Genomic DNA, 21,994 nt, shown 5'->3' with positions numbered 1-21,994 from the left:
GGGGTGGCGGTGTCGTGGGGTCGCTGCTCGGTCATCTGCTCGCTTTCGCGCGGGGTCGACAGGGATGCTGTCCGGTCTGTGGCGCGGTCCCCCGCGTGGGGGCCGCCTCTGCTGCCATTCTCCCACCGTAGCCCGACGCCGCACGCCACCTCCACGGCCCAGCCCCACCTCCGGGTGGGCACCACCGCCGCAGGGTCGTCTCAGGAGCGCAGGGCGTAGCGCGCGATGTCCTCGTGGTGGACCACCCCGGTCACGTGCCCCGCGCCGTCCAGCACCACCAGCCAGGGGAAGTGCCGGGACTCCATGAGCCGCACCAGCTGTCCCCCGGCCTCGTGCGGCGCGGCGCGCGCGGTCTCCGGGAACCAGTCGGCCACGTCCCCCACGGCCACCCGGGTGCGGTCCGGACCCTGCACGTCCGCCGAACGGGCGGGGCTGAGCACGCCGACAGCCCCGCGGGCGGCGTCCCGCACCACCACGTCCGGGGTCCAGCCGCGGTAGCCGTCCGAGGTGGCCGCGTGCACCGTGGCGTCCACGAGCGAGAGCGGTGTGGTGGGGGCGAACTCGAGGGCGGGACGGGCGATGCCACCGGCCCGCACTGCGTCGAGAACCCCCAGCAGACGAGCCTGCTTCAGGGCCTGTCCCGCCCCCAGAACAATGAACCCCGCCACGAGCAGGATGACCGCGAGCACCAGGGGATCGCGCCACTGCCCGGTCCACAGCGCCCACAGCACCACGAGCACGGCGATGACGCGTCCGCACCACGCGGCCACCACGGTGCCCCGGGTCTCCGAGCCCGTGACGGCCCACACGAGGGACTCGACCACGCGCCCACCGTCCAGCGGCAGGCCGGGGAGCAGGTTGAACAGTCCGAGCACCCAGTTGGCCAGCACGAGCAGCTGCAGCAGCGCCCACCCGGGGCCCGCAGCGGTGGCCGGCGCGAAGGACAGCGCGACCTCCCCCAGCAGCGCCACGGCCACGTTTGAGAGCGGTCCCACCAGGGACACGAGCGCCGTGGGCAGGGCGCGGGTGTGCACGGTGCCGAACGCCGTGTGCCCGCCCATGAGCGTGAGCACGATCCGGGACACGGGCCATCCCGCCGCCCGGCCGGCCACCGCGTGGGCGAGCTCGTGCACGAGCACGCTCAGCGCCAGCCCCACCGCGAACCCGAGAGCGAGCACCAGGTTCAACCACCCCAGCCCGGGGTACAGCCGCCACAGCACGGGCCCGTACATGACCACGGTCAGCGCGGCGATCACGAACCACGAGCGGTCCAGAACCAGCTCCACCCCCGCGACGCGGCCCAGCCGCACCCCGCGGGTGCGCGGCCGTGCGGCGCCGCCGGGAACGGGGGCAGGGTCACCGGAGGGCTCGGGGCGCGGGGAAGCGGACATGGTGCTCATGGTAGGGCGCGGGCCCCGGTGCGCGCTGGGCGCAGACACGTGGAGCCCGCCGGGACGGGCACCGTACAGTAAGACGGGTGAGCACGTTGGACAGCAATTCGCAGCAACCCGGCACCGGCCCGTTCGGCGTGGTGCGCGACGGCCAGGGCCAGGAGACCGTCACGGTCCTGATCGCGGCGTTCGAGGGCTGGAACGACGCCGGGGACGCGGCCACCGACTCCCTCAAGCTCATCCGCGAGCACCTGGACGCGCGCGAGGTCTTCGAGGTCGCCTCCGACGACTACTACGACTACCGGTACTCCCGCCCGGTGATCCGCCGGTCCCTGACCGGGGAGCAGAAGCTGCACTGGCCCTCCACGCGGCTGTCCCGGGCCTCAGTTCCCGGCACCAACCTGGACCTCGTGCTGCTGCACGGCTGGGAACCCTCCTACCGCTGGCGCACCTTCACCGCGGAGCTGCTGGAGCAGGCCGCCGCCCTGGAGGTGGACTTCGTGATCATGCTGGGCTCCCTGCTCGCGGACGTGCCGCACACCCGACCCATCCCCGTGACCCTGACCTCGGACACCGAGGAGCTGCGCGAGCAGCTGGACGCGGAGGCACCCCAGTACGAGGGTCCCACGGGCATCGTGGGGGTGCTCTCCCACATGGCCGCGCTCGCTGGCCTGCCCACGCTCAGCATGTGGGCGGCCGTCCCCCACTACGTGGCCCACTCCCCCTCGCCCAAGGCCCAGCTGGCGCTGCTGCGCCGCCTCGAGGACCTGCTCGGTCTGTCGCTGCCCCTGGATCCGCTGATCGAGGACGCCGAGGCGTGGGAGCGCGGCGTGGACGAGCTGGCGTCCGAGGATCCCGAGGTGGCGGACTACGTGCAGCAGCTCGAGGAGGCCAAGGACACCGTGGACCTCCCGGAGGCCACCGGGGACGCCATCGCGCGGGAGTTCGAGCGCTACCTGCGCCGCCGCGACGACCGGGGCTGAGACCAGCCCGCCGGCCGCCTCAGAGCACGATCCCCAGCAGCGCCTCGACGGTGTCCCGCGCCAGGCGCGTGTCCTCGGACGACGCCGCACGGCCCCGTGCCGCGGCTCCACCCAGGTTCCGGGCCGCCCACGCATCCACCGCAATCAGCGCGGCCGGCGCGTTGAGATCCTCGCCCAGAGCCGCACGCACGGCCTCGAGCATGGCGTCCGCACCCGCCGTCTCCGGCTTCGCCGCGGCCTCGCGCCACGTGGCGAGCCGTCGCCTCGACTGCTCCAGCAGGTCCTCGGTCCAGAACCAGTCCGTGCGGTAGTGGTGGGAGAGGATCGCCACGCGGATGGCCGCGGGGTCCACGCCCTGCTCCCGCAGCGCGGACACGAGGACCAGGTTCCCCTTGGACTTGGACATCTTCTCGCCGTCCAGACCCACCATGGCCGTGTGCACGAAGTGCTCCGCCATGGGCTCGCCGGACAGCGCGTACGAGTGCCCCGCTCCCATGTCGTGGTGCGGGAACGCGAGGTCCGAGCCGCCGCCCTGGACCGTGAACGGACGGGGCAGGTGCCGCAGGGCGATCACGCTGCACTCGATGTGCCAGCCGGGACGTCCCGCACCCAGCGAGCCGCCGTCCCACGCCGGCTCGCCCGGGCGCTCCACGCGCCACAGCAGCGGGTCCAGCGGGTCGCGCTTGCCCGTGCGGTCCGGGTCCCCGCCGTGGCCGGTGAACAGGGGCAGCATGCGCTCCCGGTCGCCCTCCAGTCGGCACGTGCTGCCCACGACCCACGCGTCCGGGTCCTCGGCACGCAGCGCATCAGCCGCGGCGACGTCGAAGTACACGTCCCCGGCGGGGGCCGGCTCCCCGTCCTGTCCCGTGCCGGCGGGGACTCGGTAGGCCAGTCCACGTTCCACGAGGCCCTCGACCGCCTCGACGATCCACTCGACGGCCTCTGTGGCACCCACGTAGTGGTCCGCGGGAAGGACGTTGAGGGCCGTCATGTCCGTGCGGAAGAGCTCGGTCTGGGACGCGGCCAGCTCGCGCCAGTCCACCCCGGTGGCGTTCGCACGCTCCAGCAGGGGATCGTCCACATCCGTGACGTTCTGGACGTAGTCCACCTCGTGGCCGGCGTCGCGCCACACGCGGTGGAGCAGGTCGAAGTTCACGTACGTGGCGGCGTGGCCCATGTGGGTCGCGTCGTACGGGGTGATCCCGCAGACGTACAGACTGGCCCGGCCGTCACGGGCCGCAAGGGGTTCGGCGGCGCCGGTTCTCGTGTCGTGCACCCGGGGAGTGCCGGATGTGCCGGGCAGGGCGGGCACCGGGCGGGAGGTCCAGGACTTCATGGTCACCTTCGTGTCGACGGGCAAGTGTTCTCGGGTGCCGCGGCCGGTGGGTCGGGGCGGCTGTTCCGTCCCGGCACCGGCTCCCCCGCCCCGGGTTCGGCGGCGTGGGACGGGCGCGGGGCACTCGTGGTGGTGCTCAGGGGGTGAGGACGCCCAGGCCCAGGAGCACGAAGACCAGGGCACCCAGGGCGATGCGGTACCAGACGAACAGACTGTAGCTGCGCTCCGAGATGTAGTGCATGAACCACCCGATGATCAGGTAGCCCACCGCGAAGGCGATCAGCGTGGCCACCGCGGTCTGCCCCATGGTGTACATCCCCGCGGGAACCTTGCCCGCCAGGACCTTGTACAGCTCGTAGAGGCCCGAGGAGAACACCGCCGGGATGGCCAGCAGGAACGCGTAGCGCGCGGCGGCCGCCCGGGTGTAGCCCATGAGCAGTCCCGCGGTGATCGTGCCGCCGGAGCGGGAGACCCCGGGGATCAGGGAGAGCGCCTGCGCGAAGCCGAAGCCCACCGCGTGCTTCATGGTGAGGTCCTCCAGGTGGCGCTCCTGCTTGCCCACGTGGTCCGCGACCGCCAGGAAGATGCCGAAGAGCACCAGCATGGTGGCGGTGATCCAGAGGGACCGGAACTGGGTCTCGATGAAGTCCTGCAGCAGCAGACCCAGGATGCCGATCGGCAGCGAGCCCAGGATGATGAACCAGCCCATCCGCGCGTCGGGGTCCCTGCGGTCCATGCGCCCGGTCAGTGAGAGCGCCCAGTGCTTGATGATGCGCACGATGTCCCGCCAGAAGAAGATGATCACGGCGGTCTCCGTGCCCAGCTGCGTGATGGCGGTGAACGCCGCTCCGGGGTCGCCGCCGCCGGGCAGGAACTCCCCCACGATGCGCAGGTGCGCGGAGGAGGACACCGGGAGGAATTCGGTCAGGCCCTGCACGAGGCCGAGAATTATCGCTTCGATCCAGTTCACGCGACAACTGTACGGCACGTGAACTCCACCCCGGCCGGTGCAGCAACTGGGAGGGGGCTGGACGCGAGCAGGGCCCCCGTCCGTGGACGGGAGCCCTGTTCGAGGTGCGGCGAGGACGGCTCAGCGGGTGCCGGGGCGATCTTCCGCGGTGTCGTCCTCGTCGTCGAAGTCCTCCTCGTCGATGAGGTCCTCGTCCATCATCTCGTTGTCCTCGAGGAGATCCTCGTCGTCATCATCCTCATCCTCGTCGTAGTCGTCATCGTCGTCGTCGTCGGCGAAGACGGTGAGGGGCGTGACCTCGTCGTGCGCGTCGTACAGCGCCTCCTCGTAGGCCTCGAAGGCGTTGGCGATGGCCACGTAGGCCTTGTCCACCGAGGGGTCCTCGTCCGAGCGCCTGTTGGCGGCTGCGGCGAGGTGCTCCTCGAGGGCGTTGACGAGCGATTGCAGGGCGGCGCGAGGATCGGTGCTCATGGAGTAGACGTTAGCCGTTATCCGAGCAGAATGGGAGCGATGAGAGAACAACGCCTCAAGCGCACGTCCGTCACCGGGCACCCCACCATGACGGGTCGCGACGAGCGCTACGAATACCTGTCCCTCACGGTGGACCCCCGCGAGAAGCCCGCCGACGCCCGCACCCGCGTGGCGGAGCACGCCGAGTACGGGAAGTGGGAGCTCATGCGCTCCGCGGTGCTCTATGACGGGGCCCGCCGCTTCGTGCTGTGGCGCCGGATCATGCGGGTGGACCGCACGCTCTGAACGGGCGGCCCCTGGGTCAGTCGGCCACCGGGCCCAGCAGGGAGGTGGCCGTGGCCGCGTGCACGGACTCCTCGTCCGAGGGGTGGTACATCCCGGCGAGCACGTCCCGGTAGAGCCGCTCCAGCTCGGAGCCCCGCCGGTACTGTGACCCTCCCGAGGAGCGCAGCGCCAGGTCCACGACCTCCCGGGCGGCCTCGGTGGCACGGTGCTTGACCCCGGAGAACAGGACGAACCAGCGCCGCCCGTGGGCAACCTCCCGGTCCGAGCCGAGGGCGTCCACGTCCGCGCACAGCTGCCGCAGCTGCAGCTCGATCCCGTCCCGCAGCACTCCGGCCCGGGCGATGTGGCGGCGGATGTCCGGGTCCTGCGAGTACGCCGCTCCCTTGGCCAGCGAGCGCCGGGTCGTGGTGATCTCCACGGCCACCTCGATCGCCCGGTCCGCGATCCCGGTGTAGACCGCCGCGAGCAGCAGCTCGAAGCACCCGAAGATCCCCCACACCACGGGATCGGGGTTCGGGCCCACCGCGGTGGTGGTCAGGAGGTCCGCCTCCCGCAGCAGGGCACCGTCCAGCACGGTGGTGCAGGACTGCGAGGCGCGCATGCCCAGCGCGTCCCAGTCCGCACGGGTGGTGACCCCGGGGGCAGGGCTGCGGTGGTCCTCCCGGGTGAGGAATCCCACGAGGAGCCGCGCGGCGTCGTCGTCCTCCGTGGGTGCGCCGCCGGGGGCGTCCGCGCCCTCGACGCGGGCGTGCACGAGCAGCCGCGTCCAGCGCGGTGAGAGCGACGTGAAGATCTTGGTCCCGTGCAGCGTCCAGCCCCCGGTGGTGGGCTCGGCGCGGGTGGTTGCGTCGAAGAGCACGGAGTCGTTGCCGGCCTCCGAGATGCCGAACGCGAAGACCTCCCCCGCCACGGCGTCCTCGAAGATCCGGCGCGCCCGCTCGTCCCCGCGCAGGTGGAGCGTGTAGCCGATGCCCACGATCACGTGGTGCATGTTGATCCCCAGCGCCGTGGCCGGTGCGGCCGTCGCGAGCCGTCGCTGGGCGCGGGCCGCCTGCTCCAGCGTGAAGCCCAGGCCGCCGAACTCCCGCGGCACGAGCATGCGAAGGTAGCCACGCTTCCGCAGCGCCTCGAAGTCCTCGTCGCAGAAGCGGTTCTCGCGGTCCACGTCCGCGGCGCGGGCGCGGATCCGGGCCAGCAGGTCCTCGGGGAGCAGGTCGGTCACGGGGTCCATCACGGGGTCCATCTCAGGGTCCTTCGGATCGGGGTGTTCGCGGGTTCGGGTGCTCGTGCGGCCGGGTGCTCGTGCGGCCGGGTGCGCGCGGTGCGCTGGCCGGGCGGTGAACCGGGGAACGATACCGGCGGGGGCGCCGGGGACGACGCCGCGCGGGTGCGTTGGGCGCGCACGCGACCGTGCGGCGTCGTCGTCCCCGGTCCGTGCCGTGCTCAGTAGGTGCGCAGCAGCCGGTCCAGCACGCGGGAGCCGAACTCGAGCGAGGCCACGGGAACGCGCTCGTCCACGCCGTGGAACATGCCCGTGAAGTCGAGCTCGTCCGGCAGCTGGAGCGGCACGAAGCCGTAGCCGGTGATCCCCAGGGTGGACAGGGACTTGTTGTCCGTGCCGGCGCCCAGCATGTAGGGCAGCACCACGGCGTCGGGGTCCTCGGCCTCCAGGGCGTCAACCATGGCATCCACCACCGTGCCGGAGAACGGGACCTCCAGCGCGATGTCCTCGAACTCCGCCTCGATGCCCACCTTGTCCCCGGCGAGCTCCTGCAGCGTGGCGAGCACGTGCTCCTTCTGCTCGGGCAGGAAGCGCACGTCCACCGCGCCCTGGGCGGAGCCGGGGATCACGTTGGTCTTGTACCCGCCCTCGAGCACCGTGGGGTTCGACGTGTTCTGCAGGGTGGCTCCCACGAAACGGGACACGGCGCCCAGCTCTCGCAGCAGCTTCTGGGGGTTCTGCGGGTCGAACTCCACGCCGGTGAGCTCCGTGACCTGGTCCAGAAACGCCCGCGTGGTCTTGGTGAGCTCCACCGGCCACGTGTACTGCCCGATGTTCGCCATGGCCCGGGACAGGTGCGTCACGGCGTTGTCCTCGTGCAGCCCGGACCCGTGCCCGGCCTGGCCCTGTGCGTGCAGCTTGAGCCACAGCAGGCCCTTCTCCGCGGTCTGCAACAGGTACGCCCGGCGGCCGCCGATGGTCGCGGAGAACCCGCCCACCTCGCTGATCGCGTCCGTGACGCCCTCGAAGACCTCCGGGTGCTCGTGCACCATGTACTTGGAGCCGTAGCGCATGCCCGCCTCCTCGTCCGCGAAGAACCCGAAGACGATGTCCCGCTTGGGCACGGCCCCGGTGCGGCGCATGTGCCGCAGGACGGACAGCATCATGGCGTCCATGTCCTTCATGTCCACCGCGCCGCGGCCCCAGATCATGCCGTCCTTCAGCTCGCCCGCGAACGGGTCCACGGACCAGTCCTGGGCCATCGCGGGCACCACGTCCAGGTGGCCGTGCACCAGCAGGGCGCCCGCCGTGGGGTCCGAGCCCTCCAGGCGGGTGAACACGTTGGCGCGGCCCGGGGCGGACTCGAAGTACTGGGTCTCCAGCCCCACCTCCTGGATCAGCTCGGCCACGCGCTCGGCGGCGGCACGCTCCCCCTCGGCCTCGCCGCTGGAGTAGTTGGAGGTGTCGAAGCGGATGAGCTCCTGGCAGATCCGTGCAGTCTCCGCCTCGGGGGTGGAGGTGTTCTCGGTCGTCTCGCCCATGGCGCGGCTTCTCCTCACTCGTCGATGACGACGCCGCCGCGCGGCCTTCCCGGGCCGCACTCGCTCCCGGCACCGGCGGCGTCGCTGCTGCTCCCACGGTAGTCCCCCGTGGAATTGGCGGGGTTCTCGGTTACCCTGAGTGGCACGAACCCCTGTGTTTCATGAGGACCCGTTGGAGGACACGATGACTGGAAACATCACGCTGATCGCCCGGACCGTGCCCAACCGCCGGGAGGTCACCGCGCCGAGCCGGTCCGTGACCGAGAGCGACTCCGCCGCCCTGGCCCAGCTGCTGGTGGAGGCCTACGGCACGCGGGTGGAGGGCGAGCAGGACAAGGCGGAGGCCCTTGTGCGGGACGCGTTCGCCGGTGCCTACGGTCCGTTCCTCGCGGAGCAGTCGCAGCTGATCGAGGACGAGGACGGCCACCCCGTGGCCGCCGCCATGGTCCTAAAACGCCGTGAGGACGACCGGCTCCCGGACGTCCCCTACCTGTTCGAGCTGTTCACGGCGTCGTCGCACCGACGCCGCGGACTCGCGGAGCAGCTCGTGCGCCAGGTCATGGCCTCGCTGCACGAGAACGGGTACGACGAGGTGTGCGTGCGCATTCCCGAGGACAACTCCGCGGCGCTCGCGCTGTACCTGACCCTGGACTTCAACCGCTGGTCCCCGGAGCAGGACGAGATCTGAGCCGACCGTCCCGGGCGGGGTTGCGCCCGCGCGGGCCCTGCCGCTCGGCGTGGGCCTTGCCGCTCGACGTGGAACCGCAGTACGCACCGACTCCGCGCCACACCCGAGGGTGCCGGATGTGCCGGTCGGCAGTGCCGACCTTCTCGTGCCGGTGGGCATGGCGAACCGGGGCTCCCGCTGTCGGTTCCCCCCGGCCGCGCCGGGTCACGCCGCTGCGCCACGGCCTCAGCGCAGGTCGAGCTCCCTGCGCACCGGAGGCTGCTGCGTGACATCCGTGTGCAGCGCCCAGCGAACGGCCACCTCGACGAGCCGGAGGCTCTGCGGATCGTGCGTGGCGGTGGCACCGGGGTGCCGGGAGTCCAGGACCTCACCGGCCGCCGCGGCCTCGGCGTCCTCCAGGATGCGGGCCTCGCCCTCCAGCTGGACCTCCTCGGTGCCGTCCCGCATGAGGACCATGGAGATCCGCGGGTCCGAGGCGATGTTGGAGCACTTGCGGGAGGCCACGTTGGTCCCGAGCACGAGGTGTCCGGCCTCCGTGCCAGCCACGTGCACGTAGGCGGACTCCGGGTACCCGGTCCCGCTGTTGCTGGCCACCACGGCCGAGCCAGCGTCGGCCACGAAGCCCATCAGCCAGCGTGCGTCCTCGGTGGGGTTGTTGCCCAGTTCGACCATCTCTGCCCCCGGTGGGTCGTCGCGGTTGCCGGTGCGGCACGTCCACCACCCACTGTAGGGCCGCCGCCCTGGGAGGTCACCGGATGGACGCGTGTCGCCCGAGGCCGAGCAGGCACCGGCGACGCCGGGCGTGCCGTTCCGGTCCGGAGAATGACGGCCAGAACCGCGGCCCGCCGGCCAGAACCGGGGCATGACGACCGGAATCCGAACGGTGCCCGGGGTGTCGGCACCACCCTCGGAGGCTCAGAGCAGGGTCTGGACGGGCTCCACCAGGTGCGCGCCCTGTGACCGCACCGAGCCCACGTCCGTGCTCACGGGGTGCATCCGCCACGCGCCGGCCACGTCCAGGCTGTGCGCCATGGCGCGCTCCAGCAGGGCCCGGGTGTGGTCCTTGTCCTTGTCCGGGGCGATCCACTCGCGGGCGAAGTCCTCGGTCATGCCCATCGGGAGCCTGTTGTGCAGGGCGCCGAGCGCGGCCAGGTTCGGGTCCGCTGCGTCGGGGTCCGGTGCCTCGCGGGTGAGGATCGAGCACGACAGGAGCCACTGCCCCGGGCCATCATCCTGGGCGGCCCTGCCGGGGCGCGACTGTCCCGGACGGCCGGCGTCCTCCGAGCCCTCGGGGATGCGCCACCACTCGTAGATCCCGGCGAACCAGATCACGGAGCCGTCCTGCGGGTGCACGTAGTACGGCTGCTTCCGGCCCCGCCCCGAGGCGGGGGCCTGCCACTCGTAGTAGCCGTCCGCGGCGATCGCACAGCGCCGGGCAGTGATCGCCGCGCGGAACGAGGGCTTCTCCATCACGGTCTCGGAGCGGGCGTTGAACATCTTGGAGCCCACCGAGATCTCCTTGGCCCACGAGGGCACCAGACCCCACCGGGCGGCGTGGATCTCCGGCAGCAGCTGACCGTCCTCGGTGAGCCGCTCGAGCAGGACGGGCACGGTGTGGGTGGGGGCCACGTTCCAGTTCGGCTCCGCCCCTTCGCCGATCGAGTCGTCCACCCGCGCGTCGAAGGGCAGGGCCAGCTGGCCGGGGGTCCTGGCGATCACATAGCGCCCGCACATGCCGCGCTCCTCTCCCTGGGGGTCATCGAGAGGCCGACGACCGCGTCACCGGGCCGTAGCCCATGTACGTGGCATAGCGGTCGTAGACCCCCATGAGGGCCTCCTCGACCTCCGCCACCGTGGTCCCGGGGCGCACGTCCGCCACGCAGCCGGCCGTGGCCGGCTCCCACGGCACGTCCAACGCCTCGTAGACCTCCTCGAGCACGCTGCGCAGCGGCTCCGACTCCTCGACCACGAGCACCGTGGAGAAGTACCACGCGCCGGCCACCACGCGCTGCGCCGTGCCCGCGAGCTTCACGGGCCGCGCCGGATCCGTCGCGGTCCCGGGCGCGTGCACACTGTACTCGCCGGCACAGTACTCGCCCGGAATCTCCCCCACCTCGGCCGGGATCTCCAGCTCCTCCAGAGCCGCCACGATCATGTCCCCGAACAGCCGGTAGCGGTCCTGGATGCCCGTCTTGGGATCCGGGTCCGGTTCCACGTGGTCGATCACCAGGCACCCGCCGTGGTAGGCCGCCGCGCGACCACCCACGCGGCGCACGAGAGGGGTGAAGGCGGCGTCGTGCGCGGACTGGCGCGCCCGGGAGAACCCCGGGTTCAGCTCGTCGCGGCGCCCGAACGCGACCGTGGGTCGCGGCTGGTACACGCGCAGCACGGGTTCGGTGCCGCCGCTTCGGGCGGCGTCGAGGATGGAGAGGGCGCGGCGGTAGTCCTGCTCGGCGCCCAGGGACTCGCGCTGACGTATGAGTTTCATGCTGCCGCCAATTCTAGTGCAGGCGCGCGGCGAGCCGCCCGGTCCCTAGGGGCGGAGTCAGGCCCCGGTGTGGACGAGCCGTGCCCCGGAAGCGGCACTGGATGCCCGAGCCGGCGTCTCCGCAGCAGCACGGGGCGCAGGGGCCAAGGGGCCGTGCGCGGCGGCCGCGACGACCGCGGTCTTGAGCACGTGCGGGTCCTCCAGCAGGTCACGGGACTGGTTGAGCGACGTGAGCACCCGCCACGCCATGGGCACGCCCCCGCGGGACACGTACCGGTTGACGTGGCGGACGGCGGCGTTCCACCGTCGGCGCTGGTCCCGGGTCAGTTCGTGGCCCTCCAGCTCGTCGAGCCACCCGCGGGCACCCGCGTAGACGCGCGTGACCAGTTCGCGCTCGAACGTCTCCACGGTTCCGGTCCCCCGCATCAGACGGTTCAGTGCGGTCAGTTCTGCCACGGACATCGCGGCTTTCACGGTGGTTGCAGTGCGCATGACGTCTCAGCCCCCCTGAGATGGTGACCGTGGTGAGGGCGCGCCAGGGCGCCCTCACCACGGTTGTCGAACCAGCCCTGCTGGCCGGACGCTCCCCCCGGATCGTCCTTCGGCCAGCGGTCTCTCCCCTTGCGCACTCAGTGTATGCAGGTCCCCGCAGGCCTTCACAGTCGCACATTGGGGGACGACGCCGCACGGTTGTCCCCCGGAGGGCACCCGTCCTCGGCGGGTGGGGCGCGTCCTCGTGCGGCCCCGGCATCCGGGGTGCGGCACCGTGCCCACCCCGCACCGCTGCATCCCGCAGACCGGTGAGCACGGGGTTCAGGTGCGGTGGGCGGCCGGGCCCGGCACGGGCGGAGCACGGCGAAGGCCGCGACGGTGATCCGTCGCGGCCTCCGGTCGGGGGGGGTCATCCGTGGGGTCTCAGAAGTCCCAGTCCTCGTCCTCCGTGTTCACGGCCTTGCCGATCACGTAGGAGGAGCCGGAGCCGGAGAAGAAGTCGTGGTTCTCGTCCGCGTTCGGGGACAGCGAGGAGAGGATCGCCGGGGAGACGTCCGTCATCTCGCGTGGGAACAGCGCCTCGTAGCCCAGGTTGTTCAGGGCCTTGTTCGCGTTGTAGTGCAGGAACTTCTTGACGTCCTCGGTCCAGCCCACGGAGTCGTAGAGGGCCTCGGCGTAGGCCACCTCGTTGTCGTAGAGCTCGTCCAGCAGGTCGTAGGTGTAGTCCTTCAGCTCCTGCTGGCGCTCGGGGGTCTCCTGCAGCAGACCCTTCTGGTACTTGTAGCCGATGTAGTAGCCGTGCACGGCCTCGTCACGGATGATCAGCCGGATCAGGTCCGCGGTGTTGGTCAGCTTGGCGTGCGAGGAGAAGTACATGGGCAGGTAGAACCCCGAGTAGAACAGGAAGGACTCCAGCAGCGTGGAGGCCACCTTCTTCTTCAGCGGGTCGTCACCCTTGTAGTAGCGCAGGACGATGTCCGCCTTGCGCTGCAGGTGCTCGTTCTCCTTGGACCAGCGGAACGCCTCGTCGATCTGCTTCATGGAGGACAGCGTGGAGAAGATCGAGGAGTAGGACTTGGCGTGCACGGACTCCATGAAGGCGATGTTGGTGTACACCGCCTCCTCGTGCAGGGTCTTGGCGTCCGGGATGAGCGAGACCGCGCCCACCGTGCCCTGGATGGTGTCCAGTAGGGTCAGGCCCGTGAAGACCTTCATGGTGAGGTCCTGCTCCTCGGCGGTGAGGGTCTTCCAGGACTGCACGTCGTTGGACAGCGGCACCTTCTCAGGCAGCCAGAAGTTGGAGGTCAGACGGTCCCAGACCTCGGTGTCCTTCTCGTCCTGGACGCGGTTCCAGTTGATGGCCTCCGCCGGGTGGCGGAGCAGCTCGACCTGTTCGGTGGTCATGGCGGCGCAGACTCCTTCGTAGCTGGCTGTGTCCCGGTGCGCACGTGGGAAGACCGTCCCGCGGTCTCGTACCACAAGGGGCTGGCGGGGGCCGTGCAAGGGGACCTCCCAGCGTACTCCACCCGCACCCGGGACCGTGACGCGTTTCCGGGGTCGGTGCCGACGCTGTTTTCTGAGGGCGAACTCCCCCGCGGACCTCTTCCCCCGATGTGGTCGCGGCATGCAGGATGGCCCACATGCCGACCCGCAACCGGGCTGGTGACTCGAACGAAAGGTTTCTGATCATGCCTGATTTCGGAGGACTCGCAGACAAGGCCAAGGACATGGCCGGTGGCCACGAGGACAAGGTCAACCAGGGCATCGACAAGGCCGGTGACACCGTGGACGAGAAGACCGGCGGCAAGTTCGAGGGCCAGGTCGACCAGGGCCAGGACGCCGTGCGCGGCCACCTCGGCGGCAACGAGTAGTTCCCGCCCACCCACGCAGAACGGGCTCCCTTCCGATCGGAAGGGAGCCCGTTCTGCGTGCCGGCCCGGCAGCCCGGATCAGGCCTCGCCGGCCTCCCGTGCCAGGGCCGTGAGGCGTGAGACCGCGCGGTAGTACTTCTTCTGGTACCCGCCGGCCATCATCTCCTCGGTGAAGACCCGGTCGAACGGCACACCCGTGGAGAGGATCGGCAGGTCACGGTCGTAGAGCCGGTCCGCGAGCACCACGAAGCGCAGCGCCACGGCCTGCTGGTCGATCGTGCGCACACCGCGCCACGCGATCGCGTCCAGGTCCTGGATGAGGGCCCGATAGCGGGAGGGGTGCACGCGGGAGAGCTGGTCCACGAGCGCGTCGAAGTCGTCCACGGCGACCCGCCGACCCGCGAAGTGCTGCTCCACGGCGGCGTCGAGGGCGGCGTCGTCGGCCAGCGGGGACGGTGCCTCGGGCAGCCCGCGGTGGCGGTAGTCCTCGCCGTCGATGCGCACCACCTCGAACTGGCTGGAGAGCACCTGGATCTCGCGCTGGAAGTCCTGCGCCGCGAAGCGGCCCTCCCCCAGCGAGCCCGGAAGCGTGTTGGACGTGGCCGCGAGCTTGACCCCGGCGTCCGCGAGCTCGCGCATGAGCCGGGACATCAGCACGGTGTCCCCGGGATCGTCCAGCTCGAACTCGTCGATGCACACGAGCGAGTACTCCTTGAGGGCGTCCACCGTGCGCCGGAACGTGAGAGCGCCCACCAGGTTGGTGTACTCCACGAACGTGCCGAACGCCTTGGGGCCGGGCACCGCGTGCCACAGGGACGCCAGCAGGTGGGTCTTGCCCACGCCGAAGCCGCCGTCCAGGTAGATGCCCTGTGCGGCGGCGGGCGCCTTCTGGCCCCCGAAGATCTTGGAGAAGAACCCGCCGCCGCCCCCGGCGCCACGCCCGGAGACTCCCGCCGCGAAGGCCCTGAGCTTCTCCACGGCCTCCGCCTGCGAGGGCTGGGACGGATCCGGGCGGTAGGTGTCGAAGGACACCTCCCCGAAACGCTCCGAGGGCCGGAAGCCGTCCAGCAGTTCATCGGCCGAGACGCGCGGATTGCGGTCGATGAGGTGTTCGATCTGAGTGCTCACGTGTGCAGGGCCTCCCGACCGGGACCGGGTGCGCCGACCACCGCGGCGCGTCCGGAGCCGGTCCTGTTGCGGACGGACGACGGTGAGGTGCCCGAGCACCCCGTTTCACCCCCGATGCTACCGCTCAGCCCGTGGTGAACACCGTGACCGCGCGTGACCTCCCCGGCACGCCCGGTATGCGAGCGGTGGGAGCCCAGCACTACGCTGGGGACTGAGAAGCGCCCGGGACTCCGGGCGTCACGCGCACGACAGCACGAGGACAAGGAGAACCCTCCCCATGGCTGCAGATGCAGAGCACAACGAGGCCTTCGCACAGTACGCGCACCCCGAGCGACTGGTCTCCACCCAGTGGGTGGCCGAGCACGCGGGCGAGCCGGGCGTCATCGTCGTCGAGTCCGACGAGGACGTCCTGCTGTACGAGACCGGTCACGTTCCCGGCGCGGTGAAGGTGGACTGGCACACCGAGCTCAACGACCCCGTCACCCGCGACTACGTGGACGGCGAGCGCTTCGCGCAGCTGATGTCCGCCAAGGGCATCGGGCGGGAGGACACCGTGGTGGTCTACGGGGACAAGTCCAACTGGTGGGCGGCCTACGCCCTGTGGGTGTTCACGCTGTTCGGCCACCAGGACGTCCGTCTCATGGACGGCGGCCGGGACAAGTGGATCGCCGAGGGCCGCGAGCTGAGCACCGAGCGCCCCGAGGTGACGCCCGCGGACTACCCCGTGGTCGAGCGGGAGGACGCACCGATCCGCGCGTACCGCGAGGACGTGCTGGCCGCGCTGGGCACCACCCCGCTGATCGACGTGCGCTCCCCGCAGGAGTACACGGGTGAGCGCACCCACATGCCGGACTACCCCCAGGAGGGCACGCTGCGCGGCGGGCACATCCCCACCGCGGCGTCCGTCCCGTGGGCCCGGGCCGCCGCCGAGGACGGGACGTTCAGGTCCCGCGACGACCTCGAGGCCATCTACCTGGACGAGGTGGGGCTGACCCCCGGCGAGGACGTGATCGCGTACTGCCGCATCGGCGAGCGCTCCTCCCACACCTGGTTCGTGCTCACGCACCTGCTGGGCTTCGAGAACGTGCGCAACTACGACGGCTCGTGGACCGAGTGGGGCAACGCGGTGCGCGTTCCCGTGGCCCGGGGCGAGGAGCGTGGCGAGGCCCCGGAGGCCACCCGATGAGCACCCAGGACCTTCCCTCCCAGCTCGCGGAGCTCGTCACCGAGTTCCACGAGGTCCCCGAGCCCGACAAGCTGCAGCTGCTGCTGGAGTTCTCCCGCTCCCTGCCCGAGCTGCCCGCCCGGCTTGGTGAGCACCCCGAGGAGCTCGAGCAGGTGACGGAGTGCCAGTCCCCGCTGTTCCTCACGGTGGAGCTGGAGGGCACCGGGCCGCAGGCCCCGGTGCAGCTGTTCTTCTCCGCGCCGGCCGAGGCACCGACCACGCGCGGTTTCGCCTCGATCCTGCACGAGGGTCTCAACGGGCTGCCGGCCGAGCAGGTGCTGGCCGTCCCCGACGACCTCCCGGAGCGTTTCGGACTGACGTCGTTGGTCTCCCCCCTGCGCATGCGGGGGATGTCCGCGATGCTCGGGCGGATCAAACGCCAGATCACGGCACTGCAGGGCGCCTGAACCGACTGCCGCTCCCAGCCGCGCGAGCCGTCCCGTTCCAGGGGCGGCTCGCGCCGTGTCCGAGTGCGGTCCCGTGGGGTCGCTCACCCCGTCGTGCGCTCAGACGCCCCCGGAGTCCTGCCTGAGGACCGCGCCCAGCCAGTCACCAATGGCACGTTCGTAGCGCTTGCGGTCGATGTTCCACTCCTTGGTGTGCCGGGCACCGGAGAAACCCACGAAGTCCACGTGCGGGCTCAGGTTGGCAAGCTTGACCGAGCCCGCCACGGGCACCACCTCGTCGTCCGTGGAGTGCAGGATCAGCGTGGGCGTGGTGATGTCCTCCCAGCGGGAGAGCCAGTCCAGGGCGTGCAGGTCCAGGGGCGCGGCCAGACCCGTGATGCGCGGGCCCATGCGGTGGGAGATCATGTCCGCGGCCAGGCGACCCACCCGGCGCGGGATCCGGTGGATGCGGGTCTGGTGGGCCAGCAGCTCGTACCAGTCCACCACGGGCCCCGTGAGCACCAGCGCCCGGATCCGGTCCCGGTACCGGGTCAGCTCGGTGGTGCGCAGCACGATCGCCCCGCCCATGGACCAGCCGAAGAGCACGACGTCCGAGGCGCCGTGCCCCAGGGCGTACTCGATGCCCGCCTGGATGTCCTCCCACTCCGTGAACCCGAGACCGTACCGGTTGTCCTCGGTGGTGGGGGCCTCCTGGTCGTTGCGGTAGGCGAGGATCAGGGAGTGCAGGCCCAGCTGGTGGGCCACCCGCGCACCGCGGATGCACTCGGGACGCTGGGCGCCACGGCCGTGCACCATGACCGCCCACGTCCCACCGTGATCGGCCCGGGCGGTGTCCCCGTCCGCGGGTATCACCCACGCCGGGGCGGGGCCGAGCTCCGTGGGGATCCGCACCTTGCTGTAGGCCAGGCCTGCATCCGACGGGCGCGCGTACACGGTGCCCGTCCAGAACCCGCGCTTGCCCTCCGCGAGCTCGCCGCGGTACACGCGCTCCACGATGCGCGTGACCGTGCCACCGGTCTGCCGGACCACGAAACCGATCCGGGCCAGTCCCGCGCCGTCGTCGAAGCGCAGCGCATAGGTGCCCGCCACGCGCGTGTCGGAGGTGGCGGGCAGTGTCACGAGCTGCTGCTCCGAGTTCGGGTCGCGCTCGAGCTTGAGCACCGTGACGTTCCCCGGCCGTGTGGACGGGGTGACCACGTGGCGGGCCACGAGGGCCGCGGCGCCCCCGGACAGGGCGAACGTGGCCGACGCCGCACCGATGCTGACACCCGCTCCCACCAGGGCGCCGTGGCGCCAGGATCGTGAGGACTCGGTGTCGTGGGAGCTCCGCAGTGCCATGGCGCCATTCTGGCACGCCCGCTCTCCCGGCCCGCCCCGGCGCGCAACGGGCATAACGGACGCGGCGTCGTCGTTGGAACGAGCGGACCACCACACCCAGGACAGGGAGGCACACCGTGGACACGAACCACGACACCCAGCGCGAGAAGACCGGGGCGGCACTGACGCCGGAGGCGGCCGCGGCCCGCACCGATGCGCAGTGGCGGGAGCTGCTGAGCCCCGCCGAGTACCACGTGCTGCGCGAGGCCGGCACCGAGCCGCCGAACTCCGGTGAGTACGTGGACACCACCACCGAGGGCGTCTACGAGTGCCGCGCCTGCGGGGCGGAGCTGTTCCGCTCCGAGACCAAGTTCGCCTCCCACTGCGGCTGGCCCTCGTTCTTCGCGCCGCTGGCCGAGGACAGGGTGCGCTACATCGAGGACACCTCGATGGGCATGAAGCGCGTGGAGGTCCGCTGCGCCACGTGCGACTCCCACCTGGGCCACGTGTTCGAGGGCGAGGGCTACGGCACGCCCACCGATCTGCGGTACTGCATGAACTCGGTGTCGCTGCGCCTGGCCCCCGGGCGCTGAGGCACCCGCGCCACCGCGCCCGGACCCGCCGTGACGCGTGCCCACGACACGACACCAAACGCGCTGTCACATCCGGCGGTGTGGTTACTGTGACCTTGTAGGAGCGGTGACCGAGCTGATGAGCACTCCGGATGTGTTCCGCGCAGTCGTGCGGGCCCTGGAGACTGCCCGGTTCCGCCCGGAGATCACCCTCAGCAGGATCGCGCCGCCCAGGGGTCTGGCCCCGCACGCCATCTCCTTCGCCGCCGAGGTGGGGCACCCACCCGCCGCGCACGGAGCCGAGCTCGACGTCGCGCCGCGCGAGGCCCCGGCCTCCGGGCGCTTCGTGGTGCTGTACGACGAGTCCTGCCCGGAGCCCTGGCAGGGGCCCTTCCGGATCGTGAGCTGGTTCCGGTCCCGGATGGACACCGAGATGGGCCGCGACGAGCTGCTCACGGACGTCAGCTGGTCCTGGCTCACGGACACCCTCTCCGAGCACGGAGCGCAGTTCACCGCCGAGGGCGGCACCGCCTCCCGGATCGTGGAACGCCACTACGGAAGCCTCACGGACCGGGCCGACGTGGCCCAGGTCGAGGTCCGCGCCTCGTGGACACCCGTCCCCCGCACCGGAATTCCCCACTGGGCCCAGTCGCACCTGCACGCGTGGGCCCAGGTACTCTGTACTGCTGCAGGGCTGCCCCCGCGCCACGACGACGTGGCGTTCGTGTGAGCACCACCGGGGCCCGACTCTGATCCCAGTCTGCCCGACGGCGCGGAGCCGGTTCCGCCGCCGTCGCACCACCGTACGAGGAACTTCTCATCAACAGACACGCCGACGATCCCACTCCCGCCCGTGAGCCCGGTCCCGCCGAGATCGTGGTCCCGGGATTCGAGCACCTCGCAGTCCCCGCGACCGTGCACCTCAACGGCCCCGCGGAGGGTCTGCCCCGCGTGGTGGACACCGCGCGGGGTCTGACGCGCGCCGCCGAGCAGCTCGCCGAGGCCACGGGGCCGGTGGCCGTGGACACCGAGCGCGCCTCCGGATTCCGCTACGGCCAGCGCGCGTTCCTCGTGCAGCTGCGCCGCGAAGGAGCGGGCACCATCCTGATCGACCCCGAGGCCGTGGGCTCCCTGGCCCAGGTGGACGAGGCGCTGCGCGGCGTCGAGTGGGTGCTGCACGCCGCCACCCAGGACATGCCGTGCCTCGCGGAACTGGACATGCGACCGGACCGGCTCTTCGACACCGAGCTGGGCGGGCGGCTGCTGGGGCTGCGCAAGGTGGGGCTCGCCTCGATGACCGAGGAGCTGCTGGGCTTCACGCTCTCCAAGGAGCACTCGGCCGTGGACTGGTCCCAGCGTCCCCTGCCGGTGGACTGGCTCAACTACGCCGCCCTGGACGTGGAGGTGCTCGTGCAGCTGCGCTGGGCCACCCAGGACCGCCTGGCCGAGGCGGGGAAGCTGGACTGGGCCCTCGAGGAGTTCGAGCACGTGCGCACCACACCCCCGCCCCCTCCGCGGCAGGACCCCTGGCGGCGCACCCACGGGCTGGGAAACGTGCGCGGGCGGCGCAAGCTCACCGCCGTGCGCAACCTCTGGCAGGCACGAGAGTCCCTCGCGCAGCACAAGGACATCGCACCCACCCGGCTGCTGCCGGACTCCGCGATCGTCGCCGCCGCCAACGCGATGCCGCGCACCGTCCCCCAGCTGATGTCCACCCCCGGTTTCCACGGCCGTCTGGCCTCCCGCGAGGCCACGCGCTGGCTCTCGGCCGTGCAGGAGGCGCGGCTCACCGAGGAGCCCGTGCCCGCGACCGTGCCCTCCACCGCGCTGCCGCCCGTCAAGGGGTGGGAGACCAAGCGGCCCGAGGCCTCCGAGCGCCTGAAGGTGCTCAAGCCCGCGGTCGCCGAGCTCGCCGAGCAGCTCGACCTGCCCACGGAGAACCTGCTCACCCCCGAGCACCTGCGGCGCTTCTGCTGGCAGCCTCCGCGCTCCACCTCCGACGACGCCGTGGCCGAGCGGCTGCGCGAGCTCGGCGCCCGCTCGTGGCAGGTGGAGCGCGTGGCTCCGGTCATCGGCGCCCACTGGCGGGACCTGCGCTCACGACGCCGCGCGGAGCGTGCCGATCCCCAGGGCGCCGAGCCACAGGGCTGACGGCGCCGGCCCACCCGCCACCATCCCGTGCGTCCGTCGGCGTCAGGACCGACGGTCTCCACCGAGCGCCGTTTCTGCCGCTCGACGACGCCCGGCCTGTCCCCGCGCCCGGCTGTCCCCACGCTCGGGGCCCCGACGCCCGGGTGCCCCGGCCCGGCCCGTCCGCGAACCGGAAGACCCGGCACCGGACGCCCGGAGCCGGACACGACGACGGCCGCGCACCGAGGTGCGCGGCCGTCGTCGCGGGGTGACGCCGAGACGTCGCCCGTCCGTCAGGACGTCAGTTCTTCATGTCCTTGGCGTCCGGTGCGGGGTGCGCCGGCTCCATGTCCACGTCCTTCTCGGTGGTCGCGGGCTTCGGGAGCTTCGCGTCCGTGTCCTTGGAGGACGAGCTCTGGGCCTTCTCCTTGACGGAGGCGGCGCCGTCCTGGGCCTTGTCCTTGACGGCCGCGGCGCCCTCGGACGCCTTGGTGGTCACGGTCCCGGTGGCCTTCTGCGCGCCCTCAGCGATCTTCTCGCCCACCACAGGCACCTCGGACTTGACCCAGTCGGTGCCCTCGGACACCTTGGCCTGGACCTTGGGGTCGTTCCAGGTGTTGATGGCGCTCTCGCGCAGGGACTCGTAGCTCTTCCGCCCGGACGCGGATCCGACCACGAACCCGATCCCGAAACCGGCCACAAATGCAAGACGCTTGATCATCGTGTCTCCCTCTCGTTCCCGCGGACCGGATCGGACCGGACCGCTGCTGGTGATCATGGTACTGACAGAATCTGGTGGAATGCTCCGCCCACGCCGCACGGACCCCGGACACTGCGCCGTCCTAGGATGAGTGGCAACCGCTCAGAGAGGATGCTCCATGACATCGCAGTCCCCGCACCACGATTCCCCCACCGCCCACGGCGACCGCACGGACGACCGGCAGGCTGCCACCCGGGAGGCCTCGGGTGAGGTTCCCACGCGACGTCGCGCCGTGGGCATGGCGGGTGTGGCCGCCGCCGGTGCGCTGGCCCTGAGTGCGTGCGGAGGCCAGGACCAGGCCGAGTCGACTCCCTCACCCACCGGTCCGAGATCCCCCACGGACGTGGGCGCCGCCTCCGAGATCCCCGTGGGCTCCGGGATAAAGGTGGACCAGGACGGCCTGCAGGCCGTGGTCGGCCACCCCCAGGAGGGCACCTTCACCGCGTACTCCCCCGTGTGCCCCCACCAGGGCTGCATGGTCAACCCGGCCAAGAAGCAGTTCGTGTGCCCGTGCCACAGCTCGGTGTTCGACATGGCCACCGGTGACGTGACCGGCGGACCCGCCGAGTCCGGACTGAGCCCCTACCCCGTGAAGGTCGAGAACGGACGCATCATCGTGGGGTGAGACCCGGGCCTCACTGCTCGCTGCCGGCTCCCCGCGCCGGGTCCCCGGCGCCCGTGGTGCGAGACGCGGGCAGGGGCTGCGCGGCGTCGTCG

The 21,994-nt window shown here is 71.5% G+C and carries 24 protein-coding genes; 10 read left to right on the top strand and 14 right to left on the bottom strand.

Features of this window, described 5'->3' with window-relative positions; all coding sequences use genetic code 11:
* Window positions 1-200: 200 nt before the first annotated feature.
* Window positions 201-1,391 carry a site-2 protease family protein gene (locus tag D9R02_RS07075; RefSeq protein ID WP_121566624.1) on the bottom strand — a complete coding sequence of 397 codons (1,191 nt, stop codon included), beginning with the start codon at window positions 1,389-1,391 and terminating at the stop codon, window positions 201-203.
* A gap of 86 nt (window positions 1,392-1,477) precedes the next feature.
* Between D9R02_RS07075 and D9R02_RS07070 the strand changes: the two genes are divergently transcribed.
* Complete coding sequence (locus tag D9R02_RS07070; RefSeq protein ID WP_121566623.1) at window positions 1,478-2,374, top strand: PAC2 family protein; 897 nt, start codon at window positions 1,478-1,480, stop codon at window positions 2,372-2,374.
* Window positions 2,375-2,393: 19 nt separating this feature from the next.
* On the opposite strand, the gene mshC is transcribed toward D9R02_RS07070, so the two are convergent.
* The 3 genes from mshC to D9R02_RS07050 all read right to left on the bottom strand — a co-directional run bounded on the left by mshC (window position 2,394) and on the right by D9R02_RS07050 (window position 5,151).
* Window positions 2,394-3,710: a cysteine--1-D-myo-inosityl 2-amino-2-deoxy-alpha-D-glucopyranoside ligase gene (mshC, locus tag D9R02_RS07065; RefSeq protein WP_121566622.1), complete on the bottom strand. Its 1,317-nt coding sequence runs from the start codon at window positions 3,708-3,710 to the stop codon at window positions 2,394-2,396.
* A 136-nt stretch (window positions 3,711-3,846) separates the two neighbouring features.
* Window positions 3,847-4,680: an undecaprenyl-diphosphate phosphatase gene (locus D9R02_RS07060; RefSeq protein ID WP_019310648.1), complete on the bottom strand. Its 834-nt coding sequence runs from the start codon at window positions 4,678-4,680 to the stop codon at window positions 3,847-3,849.
* A 120-nt stretch (window positions 4,681-4,800) separates the two neighbouring features.
* Window positions 4,801-5,151, bottom strand: a complete 351-nt coding sequence (locus D9R02_RS07050) for a primosomal protein (protein WP_183085963.1) — start codon at window positions 5,149-5,151, stop codon at window positions 4,801-4,803.
* Window positions 5,152-5,190: 39 nt separating this feature from the next.
* Between D9R02_RS07050 and D9R02_RS07045 the strand changes: the two genes are divergently transcribed.
* A complete protein-coding gene (locus D9R02_RS07045; RefSeq protein ID WP_438819415.1) occupies window positions 5,191-5,436 on the top strand; it encodes a DUF5703 family protein in 246 nt (81 codons plus the stop codon).
* 16 nt (window positions 5,437-5,452) lie between these two features.
* Here D9R02_RS07045 and D9R02_RS07040 read toward each other — a convergent pair whose 3' ends face one another.
* A complete protein-coding gene (locus D9R02_RS07040; RefSeq protein ID WP_121566621.1) occupies window positions 5,453-6,679 on the bottom strand; it encodes an acyl-CoA dehydrogenase family protein in 1,227 nt (408 codons plus the stop codon).
* Window positions 6,680-6,879: 200 nt separating this feature from the next.
* Window positions 6,880-8,199, bottom strand: a complete 1,320-nt coding sequence (locus D9R02_RS07035) for a M20/M25/M40 family metallo-hydrolase (protein ID WP_121566620.1) — start codon at window positions 8,197-8,199, stop codon at window positions 6,880-6,882.
* A 184-nt stretch (window positions 8,200-8,383) separates the two neighbouring features.
* On the opposite strand from D9R02_RS07035, the gene D9R02_RS07030 reads away from it, so the two are divergent.
* Entirely contained in the window at window positions 8,384-8,887 is a 504-nt protein-coding gene (locus D9R02_RS07030) for a GNAT family N-acetyltransferase (protein ID WP_121240645.1), read from the top strand.
* A gap of 225 nt (window positions 8,888-9,112) precedes the next feature.
* Here the strand turns inward: D9R02_RS07030 and D9R02_RS07025 are convergent, their stop codons facing one another.
* The 5 genes from D9R02_RS07025 to nrdF form a co-directional block, all read right to left on the bottom strand.
* Window positions 9,113-9,559 (bottom strand): pyridoxamine 5'-phosphate oxidase family protein, encoded by a 447-nt coding sequence (locus D9R02_RS07025; RefSeq protein ID WP_121240643.1) that lies wholly within the window; start codon window positions 9,557-9,559, stop codon window positions 9,113-9,115.
* Between the two features lie 243 nt (window positions 9,560-9,802).
* Window positions 9,803-10,621: an SOS response-associated peptidase gene (locus D9R02_RS07020; protein WP_121240641.1), complete on the bottom strand. Its 819-nt coding sequence runs from the start codon at window positions 10,619-10,621 to the stop codon at window positions 9,803-9,805.
* A gap of 22 nt (window positions 10,622-10,643) precedes the next feature.
* The gene (locus tag D9R02_RS07015; protein ID WP_121240639.1) at window positions 10,644-11,375 is read right to left on the bottom strand and encodes a lipoate--protein ligase family protein; all 732 of its coding nucleotides are present in this window, start codon (window positions 11,373-11,375) and stop codon (window positions 10,644-10,646) included.
* A 57-nt stretch (window positions 11,376-11,432) separates the two neighbouring features.
* Window positions 11,433-11,867 carry a hypothetical protein gene (locus tag D9R02_RS07010; RefSeq protein WP_019310657.1) on the bottom strand — a complete coding sequence of 145 codons (435 nt, stop codon included), beginning with the start codon at window positions 11,865-11,867 and terminating at the stop codon, window positions 11,433-11,435.
* A 423-nt stretch (window positions 11,868-12,290) separates the two neighbouring features.
* On the bottom strand, window positions 12,291-13,271 hold the full coding sequence (gene nrdF / locus D9R02_RS07005; protein ID WP_019310658.1) for a class 1b ribonucleoside-diphosphate reductase subunit beta: 981 nt from the start codon (window positions 13,269-13,271) through the stop codon (window positions 12,291-12,293).
* A gap of 284 nt (window positions 13,272-13,555) precedes the next feature.
* Here nrdF and D9R02_RS07000 point away from each other — a divergent pair, with 284 nt between their 5' ends.
* Complete coding sequence (locus D9R02_RS07000) at window positions 13,556-13,738, top strand: antitoxin (protein ID WP_019310659.1); 183 nt, start codon at window positions 13,556-13,558, stop codon at window positions 13,736-13,738.
* A 78-nt stretch (window positions 13,739-13,816) separates the two neighbouring features.
* On the opposite strand, the gene zapE is transcribed toward D9R02_RS07000, so the two are convergent.
* Complete coding sequence (gene zapE / locus D9R02_RS06995; RefSeq protein ID WP_029603432.1) at window positions 13,817-14,866, bottom strand: cell division protein ZapE; 1,050 nt, start codon at window positions 14,864-14,866, stop codon at window positions 13,817-13,819.
* A gap of 277 nt (window positions 14,867-15,143) precedes the next feature.
* Here zapE and D9R02_RS06990 point away from each other — a divergent pair, with 277 nt between their 5' ends.
* Window positions 15,144-16,052 carry a sulfurtransferase gene (locus tag D9R02_RS06990; protein ID WP_019310661.1) on the top strand — a complete coding sequence of 303 codons (909 nt, stop codon included), beginning with the start codon at window positions 15,144-15,146 and terminating at the stop codon, window positions 16,050-16,052.
* Window positions 16,049-16,498, top strand: coding sequence for a SufE family protein (locus tag D9R02_RS06985; protein ID WP_019310662.1), 450 nt, complete (start codon window positions 16,049-16,051; stop codon window positions 16,496-16,498). The genes D9R02_RS06990 and D9R02_RS06985 overlap by 4 nt, the downstream gene beginning before the upstream one ends.
* 99 nt (window positions 16,499-16,597) lie before the next feature.
* Here D9R02_RS06985 and D9R02_RS06980 read toward each other — a convergent pair whose 3' ends face one another.
* Window positions 16,598-17,836: an alpha/beta hydrolase family protein gene (locus D9R02_RS06980; protein ID WP_121566619.1), complete on the bottom strand. Its 1,239-nt coding sequence runs from the start codon at window positions 17,834-17,836 to the stop codon at window positions 16,598-16,600.
* Between the two features lie 116 nt (window positions 17,837-17,952).
* Between D9R02_RS06980 and msrB the strand changes: the two genes are divergently transcribed.
* The 3 genes from msrB to D9R02_RS06965 all read left to right on the top strand — a co-directional run bounded on the left by msrB (window position 17,953) and on the right by D9R02_RS06965 (window position 20,538).
* A complete protein-coding gene (gene msrB, locus D9R02_RS06975) occupies window positions 17,953-18,408 on the top strand; it encodes a peptide-methionine (R)-S-oxide reductase MsrB (RefSeq protein WP_019310664.1) in 456 nt (151 codons plus the stop codon).
* 118 nt (window positions 18,409-18,526) lie between these two features.
* On the top strand, window positions 18,527-19,117 hold the full coding sequence (locus D9R02_RS06970) for a DUF3000 domain-containing protein (RefSeq protein ID WP_121566625.1): 591 nt from the start codon (window positions 18,527-18,529) through the stop codon (window positions 19,115-19,117).
* Window positions 19,118-19,263: 146 nt separating this feature from the next.
* On the top strand, window positions 19,264-20,538 hold the full coding sequence (locus tag D9R02_RS06965; protein ID WP_121566618.1) for an HRDC domain-containing protein: 1,275 nt from the start codon (window positions 19,264-19,266) through the stop codon (window positions 20,536-20,538).
* 280 nt (window positions 20,539-20,818) lie between these two features.
* Here the strand turns inward: D9R02_RS06965 and D9R02_RS06960 are convergent, their stop codons facing one another.
* Window positions 20,819-21,238: a hypothetical protein gene (locus D9R02_RS06960; RefSeq protein WP_121566617.1), complete on the bottom strand. Its 420-nt coding sequence runs from the start codon at window positions 21,236-21,238 to the stop codon at window positions 20,819-20,821.
* Between the two features lie 157 nt (window positions 21,239-21,395).
* Between D9R02_RS06960 and D9R02_RS06955 the strand changes: the two genes are divergently transcribed.
* The gene (locus tag D9R02_RS06955) at window positions 21,396-21,902 is read left to right on the top strand and encodes a QcrA and Rieske domain-containing protein (protein ID WP_121566616.1); all 507 of its coding nucleotides are present in this window, start codon (window positions 21,396-21,398) and stop codon (window positions 21,900-21,902) included.
* Window positions 21,903-21,994: the final 92 nt, after the last annotated feature.

The sequence above is a fragment of the Kocuria rhizophila genome, from assembly GCF_003667225.1.
Classification (GTDB): Bacteria; Actinomycetota; Actinomycetes; order Actinomycetales; family Micrococcaceae; genus Kocuria; species Kocuria rhizophila.
Note: the sequence above shows the minus strand (reverse complement) of the source record. Positions and strands in the feature narration are given on the sequence as shown.